Annotated in this window: 23 protein-coding genes; 5 read left to right on the forward strand and 18 right to left on the reverse strand. The window is 66.9% G+C overall.

Annotated elements, in window-relative coordinates:
- The first annotated feature begins 56 nt into the window (after positions 1–56).
- Complete coding sequence (locus ACYJSS_RS05280; RefSeq protein WP_236204282.1) at positions 57–710, forward strand: 7-cyano-7-deazaguanine/7-aminomethyl-7-deazaguanine transporter; 654 nt, start codon at positions 57–59, stop codon at positions 708–710.
- 136 nt (positions 711–846) lie between these two features.
- Here the strand turns inward: ACYJSS_RS05280 and ACYJSS_RS05285 are convergent, their stop codons facing one another.
- The 13 genes from ACYJSS_RS05285 to ACYJSS_RS05345 form a co-directional block, all read right to left on the reverse strand.
- Positions 847–1,797 (reverse strand): adenosine deaminase, encoded by a 951-nt coding sequence (locus ACYJSS_RS05285; RefSeq protein WP_111262003.1) that lies wholly within the window; start codon positions 1,795–1,797, stop codon positions 847–849.
- 109 nt (positions 1,798–1,906) lie between these two features.
- Entirely contained in the window at positions 1,907–2,869 is a 963-nt protein-coding gene (locus ACYJSS_RS05290) for a 2-oxoglutarate and iron-dependent oxygenase domain-containing protein (RefSeq protein WP_236204281.1), read from the reverse strand.
- 64 nt (positions 2,870–2,933) lie between these two features.
- Positions 2,934–4,013, reverse strand: coding sequence for a BMP family ABC transporter substrate-binding protein (locus ACYJSS_RS05295; RefSeq protein WP_236204280.1), 1,080 nt, complete (start codon positions 4,011–4,013; stop codon positions 2,934–2,936).
- A gap of 187 nt (positions 4,014–4,200) precedes the next feature.
- Positions 4,201–4,884 (reverse strand): SDR family oxidoreductase, encoded by a 684-nt coding sequence (locus tag ACYJSS_RS05300; protein ID WP_111262000.1) that lies wholly within the window; start codon positions 4,882–4,884, stop codon positions 4,201–4,203.
- A gap of 141 nt (positions 4,885–5,025) precedes the next feature.
- A complete protein-coding gene (locus tag ACYJSS_RS05305; RefSeq protein ID WP_236204279.1) occupies positions 5,026–5,952 on the reverse strand; it encodes an ABC transporter permease in 927 nt (308 codons plus the stop codon).
- A gap of 81 nt (positions 5,953–6,033) precedes the next feature.
- Positions 6,034–7,137 (reverse strand): ABC transporter permease, encoded by a 1,104-nt coding sequence (locus ACYJSS_RS05310; protein WP_111261998.1) that lies wholly within the window; start codon positions 7,135–7,137, stop codon positions 6,034–6,036.
- 16 nt (positions 7,138–7,153) lie between these two features.
- A complete protein-coding gene (locus ACYJSS_RS05315; RefSeq protein ID WP_236204278.1) occupies positions 7,154–8,692 on the reverse strand; it encodes an ABC transporter ATP-binding protein in 1,539 nt (512 codons plus the stop codon).
- Between the two features lie 811 nt (positions 8,693–9,503).
- Entirely contained in the window at positions 9,504–10,337 is an 834-nt protein-coding gene (locus tag ACYJSS_RS05320) for a nucleoside-binding protein (protein ID WP_111261996.1), read from the reverse strand.
- 276 nt (positions 10,338–10,613) lie between these two features.
- Complete coding sequence (locus ACYJSS_RS05325) at positions 10,614–11,573, reverse strand: LysR family transcriptional regulator (protein ID WP_111261995.1); 960 nt, start codon at positions 11,571–11,573, stop codon at positions 10,614–10,616.
- Complete coding sequence (locus ACYJSS_RS05330) at positions 11,570–12,169, reverse strand: IMPACT family protein (RefSeq protein WP_111261994.1); 600 nt, start codon at positions 12,167–12,169, stop codon at positions 11,570–11,572. The genes ACYJSS_RS05325 and ACYJSS_RS05330 overlap by 4 nt, the downstream gene beginning before the upstream one ends.
- Positions 12,169–12,840 carry a TetR/AcrR family transcriptional regulator gene (locus ACYJSS_RS05335; protein WP_111261993.1) on the reverse strand — a complete coding sequence of 224 codons (672 nt, stop codon included), beginning with the start codon at positions 12,838–12,840 and terminating at the stop codon, positions 12,169–12,171. Before ACYJSS_RS05335 ends, ACYJSS_RS05330 begins: the two co-directional genes overlap by 1 nt.
- Positions 12,841–13,026: 186 nt before the next feature.
- Positions 13,027–14,403, reverse strand: coding sequence for a uracil-xanthine permease family protein (locus ACYJSS_RS05340; protein ID WP_111261992.1), 1,377 nt, complete (start codon positions 14,401–14,403; stop codon positions 13,027–13,029).
- Between the two features lie 421 nt (positions 14,404–14,824).
- Positions 14,825–15,745 (reverse strand): LysR family transcriptional regulator, encoded by a 921-nt coding sequence (locus ACYJSS_RS05345; RefSeq protein WP_111261991.1) that lies wholly within the window; start codon positions 15,743–15,745, stop codon positions 14,825–14,827.
- A gap of 130 nt (positions 15,746–15,875) precedes the next feature.
- On the opposite strand from ACYJSS_RS05345, the gene aptA reads away from it, so the two are divergent.
- The 3 genes from aptA to ACYJSS_RS05360 all read left to right on the forward strand — a co-directional run bounded on the left by aptA (position 15,876) and on the right by ACYJSS_RS05360 (position 19,102).
- The gene (gene aptA / locus ACYJSS_RS05350) at positions 15,876–17,222 is read left to right on the forward strand and encodes an omega-aminotransferase AptA (protein WP_111261990.1); all 1,347 of its coding nucleotides are present in this window, start codon (positions 15,876–15,878) and stop codon (positions 17,220–17,222) included.
- A complete protein-coding gene (locus ACYJSS_RS05355) occupies positions 17,222–17,509 on the forward strand; it encodes a cupin domain-containing protein (protein ID WP_111261989.1) in 288 nt (95 codons plus the stop codon). Before aptA ends, ACYJSS_RS05355 begins: the two co-directional genes overlap by 1 nt.
- A gap of 93 nt (positions 17,510–17,602) precedes the next feature.
- Positions 17,603–19,102, forward strand: coding sequence for a CoA-acylating methylmalonate-semialdehyde dehydrogenase (locus ACYJSS_RS05360; protein ID WP_111261988.1), 1,500 nt, complete (start codon positions 17,603–17,605; stop codon positions 19,100–19,102).
- A 217-nt stretch (positions 19,103–19,319) separates the two neighbouring features.
- On the opposite strand, the gene ACYJSS_RS05365 is transcribed toward ACYJSS_RS05360, so the two are convergent.
- Together ACYJSS_RS05365 and ACYJSS_RS05370 are read right to left on the reverse strand one after the other, a co-directional pair.
- Positions 19,320–19,853 carry an REP-associated tyrosine transposase gene (locus ACYJSS_RS05365; protein WP_111261987.1) on the reverse strand — a complete coding sequence of 178 codons (534 nt, stop codon included), beginning with the start codon at positions 19,851–19,853 and terminating at the stop codon, positions 19,320–19,322.
- 306 nt (positions 19,854–20,159) lie between these two features.
- A complete protein-coding gene (locus tag ACYJSS_RS05370) occupies positions 20,160–20,612 on the reverse strand; it encodes a BRO-N domain-containing protein (protein ID WP_111262035.1) in 453 nt (150 codons plus the stop codon).
- A gap of 279 nt (positions 20,613–20,891) precedes the next feature.
- Between ACYJSS_RS05370 and ACYJSS_RS05375 the strand changes: the two genes are divergently transcribed.
- A complete protein-coding gene (locus ACYJSS_RS05375) occupies positions 20,892–21,299 on the forward strand; it encodes a type II toxin-antitoxin system HicB family antitoxin (protein ID WP_111261986.1) in 408 nt (135 codons plus the stop codon).
- Here ACYJSS_RS05375 and ACYJSS_RS05380 read toward each other — a convergent pair.
- The 3 genes from ACYJSS_RS05380 to ACYJSS_RS05390 all read right to left on the reverse strand — a co-directional run bounded on the left by ACYJSS_RS05380 (position 21,252) and on the right by ACYJSS_RS05390 (position 23,875).
- Entirely contained in the window at positions 21,252–21,677 is a 426-nt protein-coding gene (locus ACYJSS_RS05380) for a DUF4332 domain-containing protein (protein WP_111261985.1), read from the reverse strand. The two genes, ACYJSS_RS05375 and ACYJSS_RS05380, sit on opposite strands and share 48 nt — an antisense overlap.
- 215 nt (positions 21,678–21,892) lie before the next feature.
- Positions 21,893–22,675 (reverse strand): hypothetical protein, encoded by a 783-nt coding sequence (locus ACYJSS_RS05385; protein WP_111261984.1) that lies wholly within the window; start codon positions 22,673–22,675, stop codon positions 21,893–21,895.
- Positions 22,676–22,957: 282 nt separating this feature from the next.
- Complete coding sequence (locus tag ACYJSS_RS05390; RefSeq protein WP_236204277.1) at positions 22,958–23,875, reverse strand: LysR family transcriptional regulator; 918 nt, start codon at positions 23,873–23,875, stop codon at positions 22,958–22,960.
- Between the last annotated feature and the right edge of the window lie 56 nt (positions 23,876–23,931).

Raw genomic sequence — 23,931 nt, forward strand, 5'->3', positions numbered from 1 at the left:
CATGGGGCTGCGACATGGGTTCCCTCACCCCATCGGCAAAAAGGACGTGAACCACCATGCCCGCAGCTCTTCCCAAGGTCTGGCGCCCCGCGCTGACCGGTCTCATCGCGTTCCACATCCTGATCATCATCGCCAGCAACTACCTGGTGCAGTTGCCCATGACCCTGTTCGGCTGGCAGACCACCTGGGGCGCCTTCAGCTTCCCCTTCATCTTCCTCGCCACCGACCTGACCGTGCGCCTGCTCGGCAAGCAGGCGGCGCGCCAGGTGATCGCCCGGGTCATGCTGCCGGCGCTGGCGGCTTCCTACGTCGTCTCGGTGCTGTTCCAGGACGCGGCGTTCCAGGGCTTCGCCGCCCTTGGCGAGTTCAACCTGTTCGTCGCGCGCATCTCCCTGGCCAGTTTCCTCGCCTACGTGCTGGGGCAGGTTCTCGACATCCAGGTCTTCGATCGCCTGCGCAAGATGCGCCAGTGGTGGATCGCCCCGGTGGTCTCCACCATCGCCGGCAACCTGCTGGACACCTTCACCTTCTTCTCGGTGGCCTTCTGGCGAAGCGACAACCCCTTCATGGCCGAGCACTGGGTGGAGATCGCCACGGTGGACTACGGCGTGAAACTCGGCGTGAGCCTGGTGCTGTTCGTGCCGTTGTACGGCGTGCTGCTCAACGGCATCCTCCGCGCCATCACGCCGCGCAGCGAACGCGCCGCCTGACCTCCGGCATCAAGGCCTCGACGCCCCGTAGCCCCGTAGGATGGGTAGAGCGAAGCGAAACCCATCGATGCCCGGTCCATACAGGCAAGGCTTCGGTGTCCACCCGCAAAAAGGGCCGCTTAGCGGCCCTTTCCGGTTACTTCACCAGGCGTGCATCCAGGCTGTTCTGCGCCAGGCGCCGGGCCTGTTCCTCGCTCATGCCCAGGTGTTCGTGCAGGGCGAAGAAGTTCTCGGTGACGTAGCCGCCGAAGTAGGCCGGGTCGTCGGAGTTCACCGTCACCTTCACGCCACGTTCGAGCATGTCGAGGATGTTGTGCTGGCTCATGTGGTCGAACACGCACAGCTTGGTGTTGGACAGCGGGCAGACGGTCAGCGGGATCTGCTCGTCGATGATGCGCTGCATCAGGCGCTCGTCCTCGATGGCGCGCACGCCGTGGTCGATGCGCTCGATCTTCAGCAGGTCCAGGGCCTCCCAGATGTATTCCGGCGGGCCTTCCTCGCCGGCGTGGGCGACGGTGAGGAAGCCTTCGGCGCGGGCGCGGTCGAACACGCGCTGGAACTTGCTCGGCGGGTGGCCCATCTCGGAGCTGTCCAGGCCCACGGCGACGAAGGCGTCGCGGAAGGGCAGCGCCTGGTCGAGGGTCTTCTGCGCCTCGTCCTCGGAGAGGTGACGCAGGAAGCTGAGGATCAGCCCGGAGCTGATGCCGAGCTGCTTGCGGCCATCGTCCAGGGCGTGGCGGATGCCATCGAGCACCACCTCGAAGGGAATGCCGCGATCGGTGTGGGTCTGCGGGTCGAAGAATGGCTCGGTGTGGATCACGTTCTGCGCCTTGCAGCGCTGCAGGTAGGCCCAGGTCAGGTCGTAGAAGTCCTGCTCGGTGCGCAGCACGTCGGCACCGGCGTAGTAGAGGTCGAGGAATTCCTGCAGGTTGCCGAAGTCGTAGGCGCGGCGCAGGGTCTCGACGTCGTGCCAGGGCAGGGTGACCTTGTTGCGTTCGGCCAGCGCGAACAGCAACTCGGGCTCGAGCGAACCTTCCAGGTGCAGGTGCAGTTCGGCTTTGGGCAAGGCATTGAGCCAGTCGTACATGGTGGTTTCTCGTTATCAGGCAAGGTCGACGGCAAGTTTAACTTCCCGGACAGGATTTCGCCGAGCGAGCGCCTGTACGGCAGGGGCGCTCGTGTTCATCGGGCGTCGCTCAGGCCGTCTCCTCCCGCCGGTAGGCGTAGGTGTCGGCGAAGCGCGAGAGCAGGTACTCGGCGCTGCTCACCGGCGGGTATTTCGGCGGGTTGTCGGCGCTGGAGCAGTTGGGCAGGCAGCTGATCTCCGTATCCGGGTGCGGCTCGGCGAAGAAGGGCATGGAGTAGCGGTGCACGCCCAGGGGGCTGATGACCCGGTGCGGCGTGGATTTGTACCGGTCGTTGCTCCAGCGCGCCATCATGTCGCCGATGTTGACCACGAAGCTGCCGGCGATCGGCGGTGCGTCGATCCACTGGCCGCGCACGTCCTGCACCTGCAGGCCGCCGGCGTCGTCCTGGTAGAGCAGGGTGACGCAGCCATAGTCGGTGTGCGCACCGGCGCCCTGTTGCTCGGCGGAGCTGGCGGTGTGGCGCGGCGGGTAGTGGATCATGCGGAACACGCTAATGGGGTCGGCGAAGCGCGCATCGAAGAAGTCGCGCTCGATGCCCAGGGCCAGGGCGATGGCCCGCAGCAGGGTCTGCGCCAGCGCCTGCATGTCGGCGTAGTGCTGTTCCATGAGCGCCGCCCAGCCGGGCAGGTCGGGGTGGCGGTTGGGCCCGCGCAGGGGCTTGCCGGCCAGCACCTCGGGGTGGTCGGCGGCCATGTGGAAGCCCATGTCGAAGGTTTCCTTCAGGTCGCTCGGCTTGCTCGGGTCGAGCTGCTCGGTGGCGATGGCGCCGTAGCCGCGATGGTGCGCGGTGCGGGTGATGTCTATCTGCAGCTTCTCGGCATCGGGCAGGGCGAAGAAGGTCTTGGCCGCGCGGGTCAACGCCTCGATGCGCTCGGGCGCGATGCCGTGCCCGGTGATGTAGAAGAAGCCCCAGTCGCGGCAGGCGGCGTCGATCTGCGCCGCGACCTGCTGCCAGGCCTGTTGGTCGTCGCCGTAGAGCGCGGCGATGTCGATGAGGGGAAGCTGGTTCATCGGGTGATCCTTGGAGCACAGGGTTCAATACCCTCTCCCCTGGCGCCAGGGGAGAGGGCGTTGCTTACTTCGGCAGTTCCGCCTTGATGCCTTCGACGTAGTAGTTCATGCCCGCCAGGTCGGCGTTGGTGGCGGTCACGCCGTCGGCCAGCTTGAGGGCGCCGCCCTGGTCCTTGATCGGGCCGGTGAAGGGGTGGAACTCACCGCTCTTGATGCTGGCGATGATTTTCTCCGCCTCGGCCTTCACGTCGGCCGGCACCAGGTCGCTGATGGGCAGCTGGATGGTGTCTTCGGCCAGGCCGCCCCAGTAGTCCTGGGATTTCCAGGTGCCGGCCATCACGCCTTCGGCGGCCTGGATGTAGTGCGGGCCCCAGTTGTTGACGATGGAGGTGAGCACGGCCTTGGGCCCGAAGTGCGCCATGTCCGAGGCGTAGCCAACGGAGTACACGCCACGGCGTTCGGCGGCCTGGATGGGCGCCGGGCTGTCGGTGTGCTGGAAGACCACGTCGACACCCTGGTCGATCAGCGCGTTGGCGGCGTCGGCTTCCTTGCCCGGGTCGAACCAGGAGTTGACCCAGACCACCTTGATCTCGGCCTGCGGGTCGTACTTGTTCAGCGCCAGCTGGATGGCGTTGATGTCGCGGATCACCTCGGGAATGGGGAAGGAGGCGATGTAGCCGATCTTGTGGCTCTTGGTCATCTTCGCCGCCAGGTAGCCGCCGACGTAGCGGCCTTCATAGGAGCGCGACAGGTAGGTGCCGAGGTTCTTGTCCTGCTTGTAGCCGGTGGCGTGCTCGAAGGTGACCTTGGGGAACTGCTTGGCCACCTTGGCGGTGGGGTTCATGTAGCCGAAGGAGGTGGTGAAGATCAGGTCGTAGCCGCCCTTGGCCATGTTGCGGATGACCCGCTCGGCGTCGGCGCCTTCGGCGACGTTCTCGACGAAGCTGGTCTCGACCTTGTCGCCCAGCTTGGCCACCAGCGCCTTGCGGCCCTCCTCGTGCTGGTAGGTCCAGCCGTGGTCGCCGATGGGGCCGACGTAGACGAAGCCGACCTTCAGCGGGTCGGCGGCGGAGGCGCCGAGGGTGGCGCTGAAGCCGATGGCGGCGACGAGCGTGCGCAGCAGGTTCTTCTTGGAATCGAACATGGGGGATGGGGCTCCTGGTCTGTTGTTCTGTGCTGTGCCCTGTGGGCTGACCAGGCGATTGCAAAAAATTGACCAACTGGACAGGCGGCGCGCAAAGCCGCGTGCCAGGCCCATCGAGGCAGGCGATGTGCACCGCCCGCGAGCGCGGATGGTGCACGAGGGGCGGTCCCCGCCGCCTGCTGGTGCGTCACCAGGGAATGGTCTGGCCCTGGTAGTCGATGTAGTGGTGGCCGCCGCGTCCGGCGTACGCCTCGACCTGCCGCACCAGGCCCTGGACGCTGGTGGCGACGTCGATCTCGGCGGACTCCCCGCCCATGTCGGTCTTCACCCAGCCCGGGTGCAGGCTCAGCACCGTGGGCGACGCGTCGCCCCATTCGGCCACCAGGCTGCGGGTCAGGGTGTTCAGCGCCGCCTTGCTGGCGCGGTACAGCGCCAGGCCGCCGGCATCGTTGCCGGCCACGCTGCCCAGTATCGAACTCATGAAGGCCAGGGTGCCGCCGGGCAGCAGGTTGCTCTTCAGGCGCTGGGCCAGGCGGATGGGGGCCACGGCGTTGGTGAGGAACAGCTGGGCGATCTCGGCCTCGGTGGCCTGCACCGCAGACTGGTGCGCCGGGCCGTAGACCCCGGCGTTGACCAGGATGAGGTCGAAGGCGCGGCCGTCCAGCTCACCGGCCAGGGTCTCCAGGCCGGCGACGCTGTCCAGGTCCAGGGTTTTCACCTCGACGCCCTCCAGCGCGGCCAGGTCGCCGGCGCCCTGCGGGTTGCGCACCGTGGCGGTGACCTGCCAGCCGGCGGCCTGCAGTTGCTTGACCAGGCCCAGGCCGATGCCCCGGGAGGCGCCGATGATCAATGCGGTTTGTGTGCTGCTCATGTGCGGTCCTCTGCATGTGAAGACCGGCAAGAGTAGCCGTTTATTGAGTGCGTGTGCCTGGGCTTCCCGGACTGAAGTCCGGGCTACGCTTCGCACGGCCCAACCCTGTAGCCCGGGCTTCAGCCCGGGAGTGATGTCAGGTCAGTGCCCACCCTTCCACGGCTGGCCCAGGGACACGGGGGCGAACAGGCGGGTGCGCACGGCATCGCGGGAGAGCAGCACCAGCACCAGGATGGTCGCCACGTAGGGCAGCATCGCCAGCAGGTTGGCCGGGATGGCCAGGCCGACGCCCTGGGCCACCAGGTGGAGGATGCTGGCCAGGCCGAAGAGGTAGGCGCCCAGCAGCACGCGGAACACCCGCCAGCTGGCGAACACCACCAGGGCGAGGGCGATCCAGCCGCGCCCGGCGGTCATGTTCTCCGCCCACATCGGCGTGTACGCCAGGGACAGGTAGGCCCCCGCCATGCCCGCCATCGCCCCGCCGAAGAGCACCGCCAGGGTGCGCACGCGCAGCACCGGCAGGCCCATGGCGCTGGCCGCGTCGGGATTCTCGCCCACGGCCTGGAGCACCAGGCCGATGCGGCTCTTGAGCAGCGCCCAGGCGATCAGCACGAACAGCGCGAAGGACAGGTAGACCATCAGGTCCTGGCTGAACAGCATCTTGCCCAGCAGCGGAATGCCGCTGAGCAGCGGGATGGCCACCGGCTCGAAACCGTGCAGCGGCTTGCCCACCCAGGCGGCACCGACGAAGGACGACAGGCCGATGCCGAAGATGGTCAGCGCCAGGCCCGTGGCCACCTGGTTGGCGTTGCAGCCCAGGGCCACCAGGGCGAACAGGGCGGACAGCAGCATCCCGGCGGCCATGGCCAGCAGCACGCCGAGCCACAGGTTGCCGGTGCTGATGGCGGCGATGAAGCCCACCACCGCACCGAACAGCATCATCCCTTCCTGGCCGAGGTTGAGCACGCCGCTCTTCTCGCACACCAGCTCGCCCAGGGCGACCAGCAGCAGCGGCGTGCCGCAGCGGACCATGGCGTAGAGGATGTTTGTGATTAGATCGATGTCCATTGGGAAACCTCGGTTTTGTAGCGGGAAGCTGGAAGCTCGAAGCTGGAAGAAAAAGCGTCGTTCATGTCTGTTGCACGCCGTTCATGTCTGTTGCACCGTCTTCAAGCTTCCGGCTTTCGGCTTCCAGCTCCACGCCAAGCGTGGCCGATAAAGAATCAACACATCGCAGGCGAGCAGGAAGAACAGCATCATTCCCTGGAACAGCTGGGTGATCGATTGCGGCAGGTTCAGCGCCATCTGTGCGTTCTCGCCGCCGAGGAACAGCAGCGCCATCAGCAGCCCGGCGACGAGGATGCCGAAGGGGTTGAGGCGACCGAGGAAGGCCACGGTGATGGCCGCGTAGCCGTAGCCCGGCGACACCTGCGGCACCAGCTGGCCGATGGGGCCGGTGACTTCGCCGACGCCGGCCAGGCCCGCCAGGCCGCCGCTGACCAGCAGCGCCAGCCAGACCAGGCGCTTTTCGCGGAAGCCGACGAAGCCGGCGGCGCGCTTGTCCAGGCCCAGCACCTTGATCTGGAAGCCGAGGAAGCTCTTGTGCAGCAGCACCCACACCGCCACCAGGGCGAGGAGGGCGAAGTACAGGCCGATGTGCAGGCGCAGGTCCTCGACCACCGGAGGCAGGCGCGAGGCGTCGCCGAACATGGCCGACTCGGGGAAGTTGAAGCCGGCCGGGTCCTTCAGCGGGCCGTGCACGGCGAACAGCAGCAGGTTCAGCGCCACGTAGTTGAGCATGATGGTGGTGAGGATCTCGTTGGCGTTGAAGCGCGTGCGCAACCAGGCCGCCAGGCCGCCCCAGGCGGCACCGGCGAGGATGCCGGCAGCCAGCACCAGGGCCAGGGCCCAGCGGCTTTCCCAGTCGATGATGTGCACCGCCACGGCGCTGCCGGCCAGGGCGCCCATGAGCAGCTGGCCCTCGGCGCCGATGTTCCAGATGCGCGCCTGGTAGGCCACCGCCAGGCCCAGGGCGCAGAGCAGGATCGGCAGCGCCTTCACCAGCAGCTCGGAGAGGCCGTAGAGGTCGCTGATGGGCGCCACCAGCAGCGCGTGCAGGGTTTCCAGCGGGTCATGGCCGAGGGCCACGAACAGCGCCGAGCCGCAGGCCAGGGTCAGCAGGCCGGCCAGTACCGGGGACAGCAGGAGCATCGCGCGCGACTGCTGCGTGCGGGGTTCCAGGGATAGCAACATGAAAGGCTCCGGGCGCTCAGGCGGCTTGGGTCGAGTCGAACTGGCCGGCCATCCAGCGGCCGACCTCCTGCGGGCTGGTGTCCGCCACCGGTTTCTGCGCCGACAGCTCGCCGCTGCACAGGGCGCCGATGCGGTCGCTGATCTGGAACAGCTCGTCGAGGTCTTCGGAGATCACCAGGATCGCCGCGCCGGCATCGCGCAGGGCGATCAGCGCGCGGTGGATGGCGGCAGCGGCGCCGACGTCCACGCCCCAGGTGGGGTGGGCGGCCACCAGCAGCTTGGGTTGCTGGAGGATTTCGCGGCCGAGGATGAACTTCTGCAGGTTGCCGCCGGAGAGGCTGCGGGCGGCGGTATGGGCGTCCGGGGTCTTCACCGCGAAGCGCTGGATGATCTCGTTGGCGAAGGCCAGCACCTGGCCGCGGCGGATCATCCCGCGGCTCAGCAGCCCACGCTGGAAGCCGGTGAGCAGGGCGTTGTCGGCCAGGCTCAGGTCCGGCACCGCGCCGTGGCTCAGGCGTTCGGCGGGGACGAAGGCCAGGCCCCGGGCGCGGCGCGCATCCGGTGGCAACTGGCCCACCGGCTGGCCGGCGAAACGGATGGCGCCGGCGTTGCCGGCGGGCAGGCGACGCTCGCCGGAAAGCAGGGCGAGCAGCTCGTCCTGGCCATTGCCGGCGACCCCGGCGATGCCGAGGATCTCGCCGCTGCGCACATCCAGGCCGAGGTTCTTCAGCGACATGCCGAACGGGTCGGGATTGCGCCAGTCGAGGCCCTGCAGACTGAGGAAGGGCGCGCCGCCGCTGACCTTGGGGTAGCTGGCGACCAGGCCTTCTGCGTCGCCCACCATCAGCCGTGCCAGCTCCAGGTCACTGCACCGGGCCGGCACGCAGTGGCCGGACACGCGACCGCCGCGCAGTACCGTGGCGCTATGACAGAGGGCTCGCACCTCGCCCAGCTTGTGGCTGATGAAGAGGATGCTGCAGCCCTCGGCCGCCAGGCGGCGCAGGGTGACGAACAGTTCGTCGGCCTCCTGTGGGGTGAGCACCGAGGTGGGCTCGTCGAGGATCAGCAGGCGGATGTCCTGCATCAGGCAGCGGACGATCTCCACCCGCTGGCGCTCGCCGATGGACAGCGCATGCACCAGGCGCCCGGGCTCCAGGGCCATGCCGTAGCGCTGCGACACCTCGCGGATGCGCGGCTCCAGCTGCCGGGGCGTGCCGGCCTCGCGGCCGAGGGCCAGGGCGATGTTCTCGGCCACGGTGAGGGTTTCGAACAGGGAGAAGTGCTGGAAGACCATGCCGATGCCCAGCGCCCGGGCCTGCGCCGGGTCGCGCACGCGCAGCGCCTCGCCCTGCCAGCGGATCTCGCCGGCATCGGGCTGCACCACGCCGTAGATGATCTTCATCAGCGTGCTCTTGCCGGCACCGTTCTCGCCCAGCAGGGCGTGGATCTCGCCGGGCTCGATGCGCAGGTCGACGCGGTCGTTGGCCAGGCAGCCGGGGTAGCGCTTGGTGATGCCGAGCATCTCCAGGCGCGGTGGGGGAGTGGGGCTGTTCATCGTGGTCTTTCCCGGAAAGAGTGCTGGCCAGACAAAGCAAAAAGCTGGCCACCGGGTCAGGAAGGTCCGCGCGGGCTCGCGTGCGTAAGCGCCTGCGGGAAATCCATGGGTGGAATGGGCATTGCGAGGGCATTTTCCTGCACGCTTTCGGGGCGGCGTGGTTCCCAATGGCGCAGCGATGCCTGATCGAAATTCGACCAGCCCGGCGCAGCGCCCATGGGCACTGGCCTGGAGAAGTTGTTCCCAAGGTTATCCACAGGACTGTCCACGGTCCGTGTGGACAATGGCGGTGCGTCGCGCCGGTATTCCGGCGTCAAGCTCCACAAGTGGGAAAAATAAAGCTAGACCCTTCAGGTGCTTACGCGGTAGACACGGGGCCCCACGGGGGCTGGTCACGAAACGAACAGTTCCGGGCAAGCGGCGGCCGGCGGCGCCCCGGGCGATTGCTCAAAAGGTTATCCACAGGCTTGTCCACGCTTTGTGTGGGTGGTTCAGGCAGCGGATTCAGCCTCCATCGGCCGGCTCCCGGTAGGGTGGACATCGCTCTTTCTGTCCACCGGCGGAGTCGATCCTGTGCTGCGGTGCTGAGCCTCGTGCTGGAGAACACTATTCGTGCACATTCAGCCCCGCTTGGTGGACCGGTGAAGCGGGGTCCACCCTACGAAGCCTCCAGCTTGGGAGGAGGTTGTCGCCATATAGGGTGGACATCGCTTTTCATGTCCACCAGGGGAGCCGTAGCCCGGGCTTCAGCCCGGGAGCGGTGGCCCGAGCTGACTTGGGACCTTAGAGGTGCTGGTGGCCCGGGGAGCGCTTAGAAACTGAATTCCATGTTCAGGGTCGGGGTGGAGGTGCGGCTGCCACGGCCGCCGTCGACGCCGAACTTGTTGTGCCAGTACTCGTAGCCGACTCCGAACCAGAGGTTGGGCTTGATGTTCTTGCCTGGGCGCGCGGCGACCATCAGCGAGGTGCGCATCAGGGTTTCGGCGGCGGTGTCCCTGTCGTTGTAGTCCTCGCCCTTTTCACCCACGTGGTTGATGTAGCCCTGGAACTTGGCGGCGTGGTCGCCGACCTGGAAGGGGCGCAGCCAGGTGAGGTTGAGGTTGTAGGTGCCGTCGAAGGTCATCTCCTCGTGGCGCGCGCCGGGGATGCCGGTCTGGTTGCGCTCGCGGTAGTAGAGCAGGCTCAGGTCGAGCACGCCGACGGTGTTGAACTTGAGGGTGGGGCCGAACACGATGGCGCGCTTGTTGGAGGAGGCGCGGTTGTTGTTGCGGTTGACGTCGAAGCCGGCCGTGAAGGCGTAGTCCTTGATCAGGCCGTCGCCCTGCTTCTGGTCGAACACCCGCGAGGCGAACAGCTGGTGGCGGTACACCGCGTAGACCTCGCTGCCGCCGTGGTCGGTGCCCTTGCGCGGGTCGCGGTTGTCGGAGAGGAACACATCCAGGTTGAAGAAGTTGCTGCCGTACTGGTAGCCGCTGGCGTGGGTGAGGCTGTAGATGCGCTTGGCGAACTTGTTCGGGTTGTTCGGGTTGGTGAACTGTTGTCCGTAGCGGAACCCGATGCTGTTGTTCATCCACTCCAGTGCGGAGGCTTCCCCGACCGTGAATAGGGCGAGAGCGACCGTGGCTCCCTGCAGTGCTTTTTTCATTGTTATGGCTCCTGTTCCTGGGATCTCGATGCCGTGGCTCGTGCACCGAGGGCGCAAGTATCAGCACATCCGGATTGATCACCAAAGAACAGAATGTAGAGCATCCCGATGCCGATACGGCATCACTTGATTGACCTGAAAGTCAGTATTTTCAGGGCTTTATCGGGATTGTGTACAAAGCGCGAACGTAGATGGCTCTAGCGCGCGGGCTGCAGCCGTACACCCTTCGAGAGCCCGTGGCGGGCCGGGGGCATGAAAAAATGGGCGGGACCTGTCCTACGGGCGGTTGCCCGAGGTGCTCCGAGGCTGTGGCCGCTCTTCGCGCTCACGCAGGGTGATTTCCTCGGTCAATTGTCGAGCCAGCGCATCCACCGCGACGGGCAGGTAGCGGCCGCCCCGCACATAAAGGCCGAGGTCGTTGAAGATGCCGCCATTGTCGGTCAGCGGCAGGTGCACCAGGTCGCCGGCCTCGAGATCGGCCTCGATACCGATGCGGGTCTGGAATGCCACGCCCATGCCGCGCTTGACCAGCTGTCGGGCCAACTCCACCGAGCTGCTTTCCAGCACGGGCCTGTCGGCCAGGCTCATGCGCTTCTGCAGCGGGCCGAGCAGGTGGTGGATGGATAGCTCGCGCTTGGCCAGGATCAGGCCGTGCTCGACGCAGGCGGCGAAGCTCACCTCGTGCAGCGAGGCCAGCGGATGCCCGCGCGGGACGATGGCGCCGAGGCGGAAGTGGCCGACGCTGAGCTGTTGCAACTCGGCGCTGCGGGGCAGGAAGAAGGCCAGGCCGAGGTCGGCGGCGCCGCTCAGTACCGCCTCGGGGATGGCTTGCGAACCCATGGCGGTGACACCGATGGTCACCCGTGGATAGCGCTCGTGCATGGCCTTGAGCACCCGGGGCAGCAGGTCGATGGTCACGCCTTCGACGGTGGCGATCTCCACGTGGCCGGTGCGCAGCCCCTGCATGGCGTCCAGTTCCGAGCGCACGCGCTCGACGTCCTGCAGCACCACGGTGATGTGGCGGGTGAGGATCTCCCCGGCCGGTGTCAGGCGCAGGCCGGCGGGCAGGCGGTCGAACAAGGGTGCGCCGATCTCGTCTTCCAGCTTGAGGATCTGCCGGTTCACCGCCGAGGAGGCGACGTTGAGCCGGCGCGCCGCCTCGCGGATGGAGTTGCAGCGGCGCACCATGTCGAAATAGTGGATCGCGGGCGAGTGGATGCGCAGCTTGCCGGTCATGGCGCCGGGGCCTCGATGGCGGCGAGCTGGCTGCGGCCGCGGCTGATGTCGCCGAGCAGGCGCTGCAGCGGTTCGCGCTGGGCTTCCGGAAGGGCCAGCTGCAGCCAGGCGCCTTCGGCGTCGTAGTCCTCGCTTTCGAGCTGGGCCTGGAGGTCGGCCAGGCGCGCCTTGAACAGCGCCAGCTCGGCGAAGGCCAGGTGGCAGCGGAAGTGCGACAGGCGCAGCAGCGGCAGGCGCTCGCCCCCTTGCAGGCACTTGGCGGCGCTGCCGCCGTAGGCACGGGCGAGGCCGCCGGTGCCGAGCTGGATACCGCCGTACCAGCGGATCACCAGCACCGCGACCCGGTCCATGTCCTGGCCCTCGATGGCCGCCAGTATGGGGCGCCCGGCGGTGCCGCCGGGTTCGCCGTCGTCGCTGAAGCGGTACTGCGCGCCCACCTTCCAGGCCCAGCAGTTGTGCGAGGCGGCGGGGTCGCTGGCGGCGGCGATGAAGGCCTGGGCCTCGGCCGCGCTGGTGACCGGCGCGGCGAGGGCGATGAAGCGGCTTTTGCGGATTTCCTCGCGGTATTCGCAGGGCGCGGCAAGGGTGAAGGGCATCAGCTGGCGGGTGTCGGCGGGGTGAGGCCGCAGCCCTTGAGGATGATGTGGGTGAGGCTCTGCGCGGCGATTTCGAAGTCGTCCTTGGTCAGGCGCTTGCGCCCGCTGACGCGGCAGATCTGCGAGCCGAAGTCGGCGTAGTGCTGGGTGCTGCCCCAGAGCAGGAAGATCAGGTGCGTGGGGTCGACGGCGTCCATCTTGCCGGCGGCGATCCAGGCTTCGAACACGGCGGCGCGGCCCCTGAACCAGTCGCGGTAGTCCTGATCGAAATGCTTCTCCAGGCAGGCACCACCGCTGATCACCTCCATGGCGAAGATCTTCGAGGCCAGCGGGAAGCGTCGCGAGAACTCCAGCTTGGCGCGGATGTAGCGGGCCAGTGCCTCGGCCGGGTCGTCATCGACCGTCAGGGTGTTGAAGGTGCTGTCCCAGAGTTCGAGGATGTTGCTCAGCACCGCCACGTAGAGGCCCAGTTTGTTGCTGAAGTAGTAGTGCAGGTTGGCCTTGGGCAGGCCGGCACGCAGCGCGATGGTGTTCATGCTGGTGCCTTTGAAACCGTGCTTGGCGAATTCCTCCTCGGCGGCGGCGAGGATGGTCTCTTCGTTCTTCTGGCGGATGCGGCCGGCGGGCTTGCCGGTGGAGCTGGGGCTGTGGGCGGGGACCAGGACAGTCATAGGTCATCCAGAGGTATCAGGAAGCGGGCGAATGCACTGATAACCCAAGCGTGGGGCCGCCGACAAGACAAAACTGTTGCGGCGGTCAGGTTATCCACAGGTTTTGTCGGGCCTGCACCATGATGGGTCGGTTTTTCCCCGTTGCGCACCGCGCCAGACCCCGTCCGGGGCCTGGTGCGGCGGCCCTCAGGCTCGCTCGGCGGCACCGTCCGTCCGGGCGGCGTGCTGCTCTTCCGGCAGCACCAGGCTGAGCAGGATGGCGGTGATGCCGCCGCAGGTGATGGCCGAGTCGAACAGGTTCTGCACGATAGGCGGCAGCTGGTGCAGCAGGGTCGGTTGCGCGGCGATGCCCAGGCCGACGCCGAAGGAGCCGGCGATCACCAGCAGGCTGCGGCGGTCCAGGTGCGCCTGGGCGAGGATGCGGATGCCCGCCGCCGCCACGCTGCCGAACATCACCAGGGTGGCGCCGCCGAGCACCGGCTTGGGAATCTGTTGCAGCACGGCGCCGATCAGCGGGAACAGGCCGAGGATGAACAGCAGGGCACCGATGTACAGGCCGACATGGCGGCTGGCGACGCCGGTCAGCTGGATCACCCCGTTGTTCTGCGCGAAGGTGGTGTTGGGGAAGGCGCTGAAGGTGGCCGCCAGCAGGCAGCTGATGCCATCGCCGAGCACGCCGCCCTTGAGTCGCGCCTCGTACTCCGGCCCCTTGAAGGGCTTGCGCGAGATCATGCAATTGGCGGTCAGGTCGCCCACGGTCTCGATGGTGCTGATGAGGTAGATCAGCGCCACGGGGACGAAGGCCGTCCAGTCGAAGGCGAAGCCGTACTTGAAGGGCACCGGCACGCTCACCAGCGGCAGGTCGGGCAGCGCCTGGGGCACCAGCTTGCCGCTGAAGAAGGCCACGACGCTGCCCACCGCCAGGCCGATGAGGATCGACGACAGGCGCACCCAGGGATTGCGCGAGCGGTTGAGCAGGATGATGGTCGCCAGCACCAGGCCGCCCAGGGCCAGGTTGCCCGGCGCGCCGAAGTCCGGCGCCTTGAAGCCGCCGCCGATGTCGGTGATGCCGACCTTGATCAGGCTGACGCCGATCAGGGTGATGACGATGCCGGTCACCAGCGGGGTGATCACCCGGCGCAGGTGGCCGATGAAGCGGCTCAGAACGACCTGCACGAAGGCGCCGAAGAAGCACACGCCGAAGATCATCGCCAGGATGTCCTCCGGGCTGCCGCCGCGGCTCTTCACCAGGAAGCCCGCCGACAGCACCGCACCGAGGAAGGCGAAGCTGGTGCCCTGCAGGCAGATCATCCCCGCGCCGATGCCCAGCGGGCGCCGCGCCTGGAGGAAGGTGCCGACGCCGGAAACCATCAGCGCCATGCTGATCAGGTAGGGCAGGTGCTCGCCCAGGCCCAGCGCCGCGCCGATCACCAGCGGCGGCGTGATGATGCCGACGAAGCTGGCCAGCACATGCTGCAACGCGGCGCAGAACGCCAGCAGCGGTTTCGGCTTGTCGTCCAGGCCGTAGATGAGTTCGGAATTGCTGGGTTCTTCAGCGTGCATGCTGGCCTCGGCAGGTGGGAGCGACGGACCGGGGCGGTTCGCCGGAGCAGATGCCGGCTCATTGCAAAAAATTGACCAGGTGCGCAGGTTTTTTGCTTTCCACCCTGCAAGGCCCAGGGGTGGCGGGCGCTACGGGATAGGCGTGTGAGCTGCGCTGGGTATGACCGAAGGGGGTCTCCTGCACCAAATCGGGGTCGCCCGCTTCATTGCTGGGCGTTCGGTGACGCTCATTCTCTCCGTAGGATGGGTAGAGCCCCGCGAAACCCATCGCTCCGATGATGGGTTTCGCTCCGCTCTACCCATCCTACGATTCAGTTCAGAGTGCGGCTTCGTAGGGTGGACCACGCTTCACCGGTCCACCAGGCGGAGTGGAAGGGGAACTCAAGCGCTCCGCCAGCCCGCTATTCCCCGCGAACACACCTCAGCCCGTCGCTGCCAGCGCCTCCAGGAAGCTCTCCAGCACCAGGTGCGGGCGGCGGCCCTTGCGGGTGACGGTGGCGAGGCTGAGGTCGTAGAAGCGGCTCGCCGGCTTGAGGGCGCGCAGCCGGCCCTGCTGCACCCAGAAGGTGGCGTAGTGGTCCGGCAGGTAGCCGATGTAGCGCCCGGTGAGGATGAGGAAGGCCATCCCCTCGCGGTCGGAGGCGCTGGCGGTGCAATGCAGCGCCTGGTAGTGGGCCTGGATATCGGCCGGCAGGCGGAAGGTGGGGGCGATGGCCTCCTGCTCGTTGAGGCGCGCGTCGCTGAGCTGGGCGTCGTCGGCGTAGAACAGCGGGTGGCCCACGGCGCAATACAGCAGCGAGCGCTCGTCGTACAGCGGCTGGTATTCCAGCCCCGAGAGCGCCACGGTCTGCGGCACCACGCCGACGTGCACGCGGCCGTCGAGCACGCCTTGCTCCACCTCGCTGGGCGGGGTCATGCGGATGTTGATCACCACGTCCGGCCCGCGCTCCTTGAGGCGCGACAGGGCGTGGGTGATGCGCATGTGGGGGAGAGTGACGAGGTTGTCGGTGAGGCCGATGTTCAACTCGCCGCGCAGGTGCTGGTGCAGGCCGTTGACCTCGGTGCGGAAGCTCTCCAGGGCGCTGAGCAACTGCAGCGACGACTGGTACACCTCGCGCCCCTCCTCGGTCAGGGCGAAGCCGGCGCGGCCGCGCTGGCACAGGCGCAGGCCGAGGCGCTGCTCCAGGTCGCTCATCTGCTGGCTGATGGCCGAGCGGCTGATCCCCAGCACGCTCTCGGCGGCCGAGAAGCCACCGCACTCGACGACGCTGCGGAAGATGCGCAGCAGGCGGATATCGAAGTCGCTGACCTGGGCCAGCGCTTCCGGGCGACGGGTGCTCATCAGTTTAGTGGTCCGTGATCTGAAGATATGAAAAGTTGAATTTTCATGACTTTATGCCCGTGGCAATGTCGACTGCAAGAACCACCGGGTTCTCCCCCACAACCCACGCCCCATCGCGAGGCAGACAAGAATGAACATGCCGCAGACCGCCACCCCCTCCCTGGCCAGCCAGTTGAAGCTGGACGCCCACTGGATGCCGTTCTCCGCCAACCGCAACTTCCAGCGTGACCCGCGCCTGATCGTGGCCGCCGAAGGCAGCTGGCTGATCGATGACCAGGGCCGTCGCATCTACGACAGCCTGTCGGGCCTGTGGACCTGTGGCGCCGGCCACTCGCGCAAGGAAATCCAGGAGGCCGTGGCCAAGCAGCTCGGCACCCTCGACTACTCCCCGGGCTTCCAGTACGGCCACCCGCTGTCGTTCAAGCTGGCCGAGAAGATCGCCGACATGACCCCGGGCGAGCTGAACCACGTGTTCTTCACCGGCTCGGGCTCCGAGTGCGCCGACACCGCGGTGAAGATGGCCCGCGCCTACTGGCGCCTGAAAGGCCAGGCCACCAAGACCAAGCTGATCGGCCGCGCCCGTGGCTACCACGGCGTGAACGTCGCCGGCACCAGCCTTGGCGGCATCAACGGCAACCGCAAGATGTACGGCCAGCTGATGGACGTCGACCACCTCCCGCACACCCTGCAACCGGGCCTGGCCTTCACCAGGGGCATGGCCGAGACCGGCGGCGTGGAGCTGGCCAACGAGCTGCTGAAGCTGATCGAACTGCACGACGCCTCGAACATCGCCGCCGTGATCGTCGAGCCCATGGCCGGCTCCGCCGGTGCGCTGGTGCCGCCGGTGGGCTACCTGCAACGCCTGCGCGAAATCTGCGACGCCAACAACATCCTGCTGATCTTCGACGAGGTCATCACCGCCTTCGGCCGCATGGGCAAGGCCACCGGTGCCGAGTTCTTCGGCGTGACCCCGGACATCATGAACGTGGCCAAGCAGATCACCAACGGCGCCATCCCCATGGGGGCGGTGATCGCCAGCCGCGAGATCTACCAGACCTTCATGAACCAGGCGACGCCCGAATACGCCGTCGAGTTCACCCACGGCTACACCTACTCCGCCCACCCGGTCGCCTGCGCCGCCGGCCTCGCCGCCCTGGAGCTGCTGGAGAAGGAAAACCTCATCCAGCAGGCCGCCGAGCTGGCCCCGCACTTCGAGAAGGCCATCCACGGCCTGAAGGGCGCCAAGCATGTGGTCGACATCCGCAACTGCGGCCTGGCCGGCGCCCTGCAACTGGCCCCGCGTGACGGCGACGCCATCGTCCGCCCGTTCGAGGCCGGCATGGCCCTGTGGAAGGCCGGCTTCTACGTCCGCTTCGGCGGCGACACCCTGCAGTTCGGGCCGACCTTCAACGCCAAGCCGGAAGAGCTCGACCGCGTGTTCGACGCCGTCGGCCAGGCCCTGCAAGGCGTCAACTGATGAGCGCACGGCCCCAGGCTGTGCCCACCGTGCAGGTGGACACCGACGAGGTCATCGTCACCGAGTGGCGTTTCGCCCCCGGTGCCGAGACCGGTCGCCACCTGCATGGCCATGACTACGTGGTGGTGCCGATGACCGATGGCACCCTGCTGCTGGAAACCCCGGAGGGCGACAGGCACGCCCCCCTGGTGGCCGGCCGGAGCTACTTCCGCAAGGCCGGCGTCGAGCACAACGTGATCAACGCCAGCGACCACGAGATCGTCTTCATCGAAACCGAAATCAAGTGACGTCCCACCCTCTCCCCGTGAGGAGAGGCCTGGCGCGAGCCGATGCCCGCGCCCCAGGGACCACCCCGACAAAGCCCTACAAGAGAGATGACCATGAGCACCATCCAGCACCTGATCCACGGTGAGCTCGTTACCGGCGAAGGCCGCACTGCCGACGTGTTCAACCCGTCCACCGGCGAATCCACCCGCAAGGTCGCCCTGGCCAGCCGCGCCACCGTGCAACAGGCCATCGACTCGGCCAAGGCCGCCTTCCCGGCCTGGCGCAACACCCCGCCGGCCAAGCGCGCCCAGGTGATGTTCCGCTTCAAGCAACTGCTGGAGCAGAACGAAGCGGAAATCTCCCGCCTGATCAGCGAAGAACATGGCAAGACCCTCGAGGACGCCGCCGGCGAACTCAAGCGCGGCATCGAGAACGTCGAGTACGCCTGTGCCGCCCCGGAAATCCTCAAGGGCGAATACACCCGCAACGTCGGCCCCAACATCGACGCCTGGAGCGACTTCCAGCCGCTGGGCGTGGTCGCCGGCATCACCCCGTTCAACTTCCCCGCCATGGTGCCGCTGTGGATGTACCCGCTGGCCATCGCCTGCGGCAACTGCTTCATCCTCAAGCCCTCCGAGCGCGACCCCAGCTCCACCTTGCTGATCGCCCAGCTGCTGCACGACGCCGGCCTGCCCAAGGGCGTGCTCAACGTGGTGCACGGCGACAAGGAGGCCGTGGACGCCCTGATCGAAGCGCCGGAAGTGAAGGCCATCAGCTTCGTCGGCTCGACCCCCATCGCCGAATACATCTACGCCGAAGGCACCAAGCGCGGCAAACGCGTCCAGGCCCTGGGCGGCGCCAAGAACCACGCCGTGCTGATGCCCGACGCCGACCTCGACAACGCCGTCAGCGCGCTGATGGGCGCTGCCTATGGCTCCTGCGGCGAGCGCTGCATGGCCATCTCCGTGGCCGTGTGCGTGGGCGACCAGATCGCCGACGCGCTTGTGCAGAAGATCGTCCCGCAGATCAAGGGCTTGAAGATCGGCGCCGGCACCAACTGCGGCCTCGACATGGGCCCGCTGGTCACCGCCGCCGCCCGCGACAAGGTGGTCGGCTACATCGACGACGGCGTCGCTGCCGGCGCCAAGCTGGTGGTGGACGGCCGCGGCTACCGCGTTGCCGGCCATGAAGACGGCTACTTCGTCGGCGGCACCCTGTTCGACAACGTCACCGCCGACATGCGCATCTACCAGGAAGAGATCTTCGGCCCGGTGCTGTGCATCGTCCGCGTCGGCAGCCTGGAAGAAGCCATGCAGCTGATCAACGACCACGAGTACGGCAACGGCACCTGCATCTTCACCCGCGACGGCGAATCCGCCCGCCTGTTCTGCGACGAGATCGAAGTGGGCATGGTCGGCGTCAACGTGCCGCTGCCGGTGCCGGTCAGCTACCACAGCTTCGGCGGCTGGAAGCGCTCCCTGTTCGGCGACCTGCACGCCTACGGCCCGGACGGCGTGCGCTTCTACACCCGCCGCAAGGCCATCACCCAACGCTGGCCGCAACGCGCCAGCCACGAGGCCGCGCAGTTCGCGTTCCCGAGCAACAACGCCTGAGTGATCGGGTGAGGTGAGAGAAAGGCCAGTCGAGAGACTGGCCTTTTTTGTTTCCTCTCCAATGCGGCATTTGCCTGCTCATTGAGTGATGGGTAGAGCACCGCGAAACCCATGCTGCCGGCCCGGCACTGGAGCCAGGTCTGTGCCCGGAATTGATGGGTTTCGCTTCGCTCTACACCATCCTACGAAGGTGCATTGATGGCCGATGCCCGTCCTTTCAACGCTCCCCGACGCCGCCTTCCATCCCCTCTCCGTCTCCCGCCCAATCCTGTGGCAGCAGGCCTTCCTTCACGTAGCGATGGAAGGACGACCAGGGCCAGTCGGCCACCCGCTCGACGTGGCCGTGTTTGCGTGGGTTGTGGTGGATGTAATCCACGTGGCGGGCGAAGTCTGTGTCGTCACGGATGCGGTGCTCCCAGAACCGCCGTTGCCAGATGCCGCGCTCGCCCTTGTTCTTGCGGCTGTCGGAGCGCGGCTCGCCATAGGGCAGTGCCCGAGAGAAGCCGCCCTTGATCAGGCGCCAGCGCAGGGCGTAGTTGGCATCACCCGGCGGCAGTGTGCACAGCGCATGCAGGTGGTCCGCGAGGATGACGATGGCGTCGATGCGCCACGGGTGGCGCTTCATGCCGGCGCGGAAACTGGCCCGCAGCAGGTCGATGTGATCGGTCAGCAGGGTGCTGCTGCGGTCGGCCAGGTTGAGGGTGAAGAACCAGGTGGCGCCTGGTGTGTGGTCGCGACGGTAGTTGGTCATCGGCCAGCGTCCTTGCCTGAGGATGGAAGTGTCCATCCTAAGAACGCCTAGTTCTCTCAGGGGCCGGTGGGCGTGACCGATTCGTCCTGAAACCTTGTGGCTGATGGGTTTCGCTTCGCTCTACGCCATCCTACGGAGGTGTCTCGGTGCCTCGATGTCTTCGTAGGATGGGTAGAGCCCCGCTAAACCCATGCTGCCCGGTCTGGCACCGGAGTCAGGTCTGTGCCCGGCATTGATGGGTTTCGCTTCGCTCTACGCCATCCTACGAAGGTGCCTCAACGCTGCCGAGGAATGGCCTGGTACTCGCTAGAGCCCCAGGTAACGCGGCACCTTCTCCCACTGCATCCACAACTCGCCCTGCCATTCCAGCAACAGCAGCCGCTCGTTCTGCCAGCCGATCAGCACGCGGCGGGGCGTGTGGGCGCGGGTGTCCTGCTGGTCGCGCAGGGTGGGGATCACCTCGCGGGTCAGCCATTCATCGAGTTGCTGGCATTCGGGATGGCCGAAGCGGATCAGCGCCTTGTAGAGGCCGGCTTCGCTCATCGCGTCGATCGTCTCTTCGGCGCCGCTGCGGCGGTGGTACAGGCGGATGCGGCGGGTCTCGTGGGGCTTGAGGCGGCGGTGCAGGGCCTGTGGATGGTGCAGGCCGAGCAGGCGGGCGAAGTCGTAGGTGGAGAACCAGGGCTGGTTGTCGATCATCACGCCGCGCAGGGGGCGGTTGTGGCGGAGGAAGGTGGTGGGGATGTATGCGTCAGTCATGGTTTTCACCCGTAGCCATCAATAAGTTCGCCGTTCACACGACGGGTCCTTACGCACGTGCATGGAGCACATGCATTTGTGGTTACGGGTCGCCAAACCCGGTCACGGTATACCGCGACCGGGCGAACTTAGGGAGCCGCTCGGGGGCAAACAAGGGGTTGCGGAGGGTTTGGGAAAATTCCTCGGCGAGTTTGCTCGTGAAGCCGCAAAGGCTGACTCGATTCGGCTTGTAGGGGCATCCAGAGCCTGTTCCCGGCTTCGATCAAAGGAGGCCACACGATGCTATACCCGATCGCAATTCTTCCTGGTGATAACGCACACGCCTGGGGCGTTGAGGTGCCGGACCTGCCCGGCTGCTTCTCGGCGGGGGATGACCTGGACGAGGCGATGGCCATGGCGCGCGAGGCCATCGAGGGGCATCTGGAGTTGTTGGCGGAGGAGGGCGCGCCGATCCCGATGGCGCGCAAGGTGACCTTCCATGCGGAGGATCCCCGCTATGCCGGATGCACCTGGGCGCTGGTGGATATCGACGTGACCCGCTACATGGGCAAGGCCGAGAAGCTCAACATCACGCTGCCCGGTCATCTGCTCAATCGCATCGACGAGTACGTGCGCACCCACCCGGAGCAGAAGAGCCGTTCAGGCTTTCTGGCGGCTGCTGCGTTGCGGGTGTTGCAGGAGCATTGAGGGCTCCGCCTGCCACTGCGTACTGCCCACAATTTCTGTGGACCAGCCTGTGGATATCTTCTGGGCTGATTCCTGCGAGCCAGGCCCTGTGGTGGCTGCGCCCGGCCGCTCGGTTTTTCGCCAATCGCTCTGCGGAGGCTGCCGGGCGAAGTCGATTATCGCCTGGATGGCCGCTCGCGCTTGCGGGCTGTTGTGCCAACAGGTGGAGCCCATCATCTGGGCAATCTGCCGGGTGAGATCGGCGGCTTCGCAACCGGCCAGTTGTTCCAGGGTGCGGAAGCCGATCTGTTCCAGGCGGTTGACCACGGTCGGGCCGACGCCTTTGAGGGCTACCAGTCGGGCGCGGGTATTAGGGGAGAAGCCTTGGTCGGCGGTCATGTCGCTTGCGTTCCGGCTCGAAGTTGGAGAGAGCAGGTTAAGGCATGCGTGGCGCGATCGGCTCCGATTGCGTCCGATGCCTTCCCCGGGCTACGGGTGTGGAACCCCGATGGGCTGCCCACAATTTCTGTGGGGCAAGCTGTGGATAAGTTCTGAATGGTTGGCTGTGGAGCAGGCCGCCCGTGGTGTTCAGGCGGCTGGTCGTTTTTCCGCCATCACGTGTATTTACGGCACCAGGTTTCGCCGTACTCGGCGAGCAGGGCCTGTTCCAGCACCTTGGCCTTGGCGGCTTCGGCGAAGCGGAACAGCACCCAGGCGAGCGAGCGCACGAGTTGCTCGCGGGTCTTGTAGTTGGGGATGTCGTGGATGGCGTCGGTGGCCTGTTTGAACCAGGCGAAGAGTTCGCGCTGGTCGGCTTCGTCGGCGCCGAGCAGGTAGATGAAGAGCAGGCCGACCAGGGGCAGGCTGAGGTCGAAGTTGTCGCGGTCGAAGGTCAGGCGGGCGAAGGGCACGGTGCGCAGTACGCGGGCGATCTCGCCGTGCAGCCAGGCGTCGCCGGCGAATTCGTCCTTGAGCTTCTGCTTCTTGGCCAGCATGCCGGGCTGGTGGGCGAAGCGGCTGACCTGGGCCAGCAGCGCGAGGCGGCGGGCATGGGCGTCGAGGCTCATCTCGCCGTCGAACAGCAGGACCATCTCCCAGCGATTGAGGCGGCAGCGGGGGTAGCCGTGCTCGGCCAGCACCCCGGCGGCGTCCTTCGCCGCACGCAAGAGCAGCTGCAGGTGGTGTTCGCTGGCGGCGGGTGGCGTGCCGCCGTTGAGCAGCAGGTGGTAGTAGAAGGCTTGCAGGGTGGCGTCATCGAGCTCCTTCGGCGGCTTCTTCACCAGCGGGGTGATGCTGGGGTGGTGGCTGCAGTAGTAGGCATTGGAGCTGTTGGCCTCGGCGAAGTCGGCTTCGCCGGAAGCGATGAACTGCTGGATGATTTCCGTCTTGCTGGACATGGGCGTTCCCCGGTTGGCGGCGCCAGGGAGCATAGAAGGGCGGGGGGGATTTTTCCGTGCGGCGGGTGGCGTTCCAAGGGGCAAGGCATCGCCCCGCAGCCCGCCGATGGGCGCGGCCGACAAGCGCGACGCCCCGCTGATCGGTTGCCCGCTCAGCCGTACCGACGCTCAGGTATATGCCCACCCGGGGCAGAACTGCCGTTCGGCCTTCCTGGATGCTGGGGGACGGCGCTGCTGGACAGGGGCGACCCTGCTGTCGGGCTTCGCCGAGCCCCGTCCAACCTACGCTTGATTGGCCAGCTGGCGCTGTGCCTTCTCCAGTGCATCGAGAAAGCCTGCCAGGGCGGCCTTGGGGGCCTGGCCCTGGCGGGTGATGCAGTGGAAGGCCGAGCGATAGGCCAGTTGCCCGGGCAGCAGCGCACGCAGTTGGTTTCGGTCCACCCAGTGAGCGGCGTAGTGCGTGGGCAGGTAGCCCAGGTAGGTGCCGGAGAAAATCAGGGTGGCGATGGCTTCCATTGCGTAGGCGCTGACCGTTTGGGTGAAGTGCAGGCCGTGGGGCCGCTGGTTTTCCGTCAGGTAGCCACGGCCCACGTACTCCGCCGCGCAAATGTCCGCCAGGCTCAGGTCCGCTTCGGCGCGGTGGAACAGGGGGTGGCCGGCGGAGCAGTAGAGATTCTGCTCTTCCTCGAACAGTGGCTGGTAGTTGAGGCCTGACAACTGGTGATGGAACGCGCCGATGGCCAGGTGCAGGCGTTCTTCCAGGACCGCGCGTTCCAGTTCATCGGGGCGCAGCATGTGCAGGTTCAGGCGTACCTCGGGCAGGCGCTGGCGGAACAGCCTTATGGCCAGCGGCAGGGGGGCGCGCTCGAAGCTGATGAGGCTGTCCACCGTGCCGATCTGCAGGCTTTCCCTGGCCATCCCCCCGAGGCGGTTAGCCTGGGTGCGGAAGCGTTCGATATCGCCGAACAGCAGTTGTGCCAGGTCGAACAGTTCCTGGCCTTCCTCGGTCAGCTGGAAGCCGCTGTTGCCGCGCCGGCACAGGGAGCATCCGAGGCGTTCTTCCAGATCGCGGACCACCACGCTCAGGCGCGACAGGCTGGTGTTGAGGCTGGCCTGGGCTGCGGTGAAGCCTCCCGCGTCGACGATGGCGCAGAAGACCCGCAGCATGCGCAGGTCGATATCGGAAATGTTGCCCAGCATGCCCACCTCCAGGCCGGTTGCCGGGGCCGTCTGTGGCGCGGTCCCGGCATGAGCCT

The organism is Pseudomonas sp. No.21 (assembly GCF_054558415.1).

Bases quoted from the DNA above. Each gene is read 5' to 3' on its own strand.
- ACYJSS_RS05330 (WP_111261994.1), bottom strand. From the start codon at position 12,169: ATGCCCTTCACCCTTGCCGCGCCCTGCGAATACCGCGAGGAAATCCGC.
- ACYJSS_RS05285 (WP_111262003.1), bottom strand. From the start codon at position 1,797: ATGTACGACTGGCTCAATGCCTTGCCCAAAGCCGAACTGCACCTGCAC.
- ACYJSS_RS05320 (WP_111261996.1), bottom strand. From the start codon at position 10,337: ATGAAAAAAGCACTGCAGGGAGCCACGGTCGCTCTCGCCCTATTCACG.
- aptA (WP_111261990.1), top strand. From the start codon at position 15,876: ATGAACATGCCGCAGACCGCCACCCCCTCCCTGGCCAGCCAGTTGAAG.
- ACYJSS_RS05325 (WP_111261995.1), bottom strand. From the start codon at position 11,573: ATGACCGGCAAGCTGCGCATCCACTCGCCCGCGATCCACTATTTCGAC.
- ACYJSS_RS05360 (WP_111261988.1), top strand. From the start codon at position 17,603: ATGAGCACCATCCAGCACCTGATCCACGGTGAGCTCGTTACCGGCGAA.
- ACYJSS_RS05300 (WP_111262000.1), bottom strand. From the start codon at position 4,884: ATGAGCAGCACACAAACCGCATTGATCATCGGCGCCTCCCGGGGCATC.
- ACYJSS_RS05340 (WP_111261992.1), bottom strand. From the start codon at position 14,403: ATGCACGCTGAAGAACCCAGCAATTCCGAACTCATCTACGGCCTGGAC.
- ACYJSS_RS05335 (WP_111261993.1), bottom strand. From the start codon at position 12,840: ATGACTGTCCTGGTCCCCGCCCACAGCCCCAGCTCCACCGGCAAGCCC.
- ACYJSS_RS05345 (WP_111261991.1), bottom strand. From the start codon at position 15,745: ATGAGCACCCGTCGCCCGGAAGCGCTGGCCCAGGTCAGCGACTTCGAT.
- ACYJSS_RS05375 (WP_111261986.1), top strand. From the start codon at position 20,892: ATGCTATACCCGATCGCAATTCTTCCTGGTGATAACGCACACGCCTGG.
- ACYJSS_RS05385 (WP_111261984.1), bottom strand. From the start codon at position 22,675: ATGTCCAGCAAGACGGAAATCATCCAGCAGTTCATCGCTTCCGGCGAA.
- ACYJSS_RS05355 (WP_111261989.1), top strand. From the start codon at position 17,222: ATGAGCGCACGGCCCCAGGCTGTGCCCACCGTGCAGGTGGACACCGAC.
- ACYJSS_RS05365 (WP_111261987.1), bottom strand. From the start codon at position 19,853: ATGACCAACTACCGTCGCGACCACACACCAGGCGCCACCTGGTTCTTC.
- ACYJSS_RS05370 (WP_111262035.1), bottom strand. From the start codon at position 20,612: ATGACTGACGCATACATCCCCACCACCTTCCTCCGCCACAACCGCCCC.
- ACYJSS_RS05390 (WP_236204277.1), bottom strand. From the start codon at position 23,875: ATGCTGGGCAACATTTCCGATATCGACCTGCGCATGCTGCGGGTCTTC.
- ACYJSS_RS05280 (WP_236204282.1), top strand. From the start codon at position 57: ATGCCCGCAGCTCTTCCCAAGGTCTGGCGCCCCGCGCTGACCGGTCTC.
- ACYJSS_RS05310 (WP_111261998.1), bottom strand. From the start codon at position 7,137: ATGTTGCTATCCCTGGAACCCCGCACGCAGCAGTCGCGCGCGATGCTC.
- ACYJSS_RS05295 (WP_236204280.1), bottom strand. From the start codon at position 4,013: ATGTTCGATTCCAAGAAGAACCTGCTGCGCACGCTCGTCGCCGCCATC.
- ACYJSS_RS05305 (WP_236204279.1), bottom strand. From the start codon at position 5,952: ATGGACATCGATCTAATCACAAACATCCTCTACGCCATGGTCCGCTGC.
- ACYJSS_RS05315 (WP_236204278.1), bottom strand. From the start codon at position 8,692: ATGAACAGCCCCACTCCCCCACCGCGCCTGGAGATGCTCGGCATCACC.
- ACYJSS_RS05290 (WP_236204281.1), bottom strand. From the start codon at position 2,869: ATGAACCAGCTTCCCCTCATCGACATCGCCGCGCTCTACGGCGACGAC.
- ACYJSS_RS05380 (WP_111261985.1), bottom strand. From the start codon at position 21,677: ATGACCGCCGACCAAGGCTTCTCCCCTAATACCCGCGCCCGACTGGTA.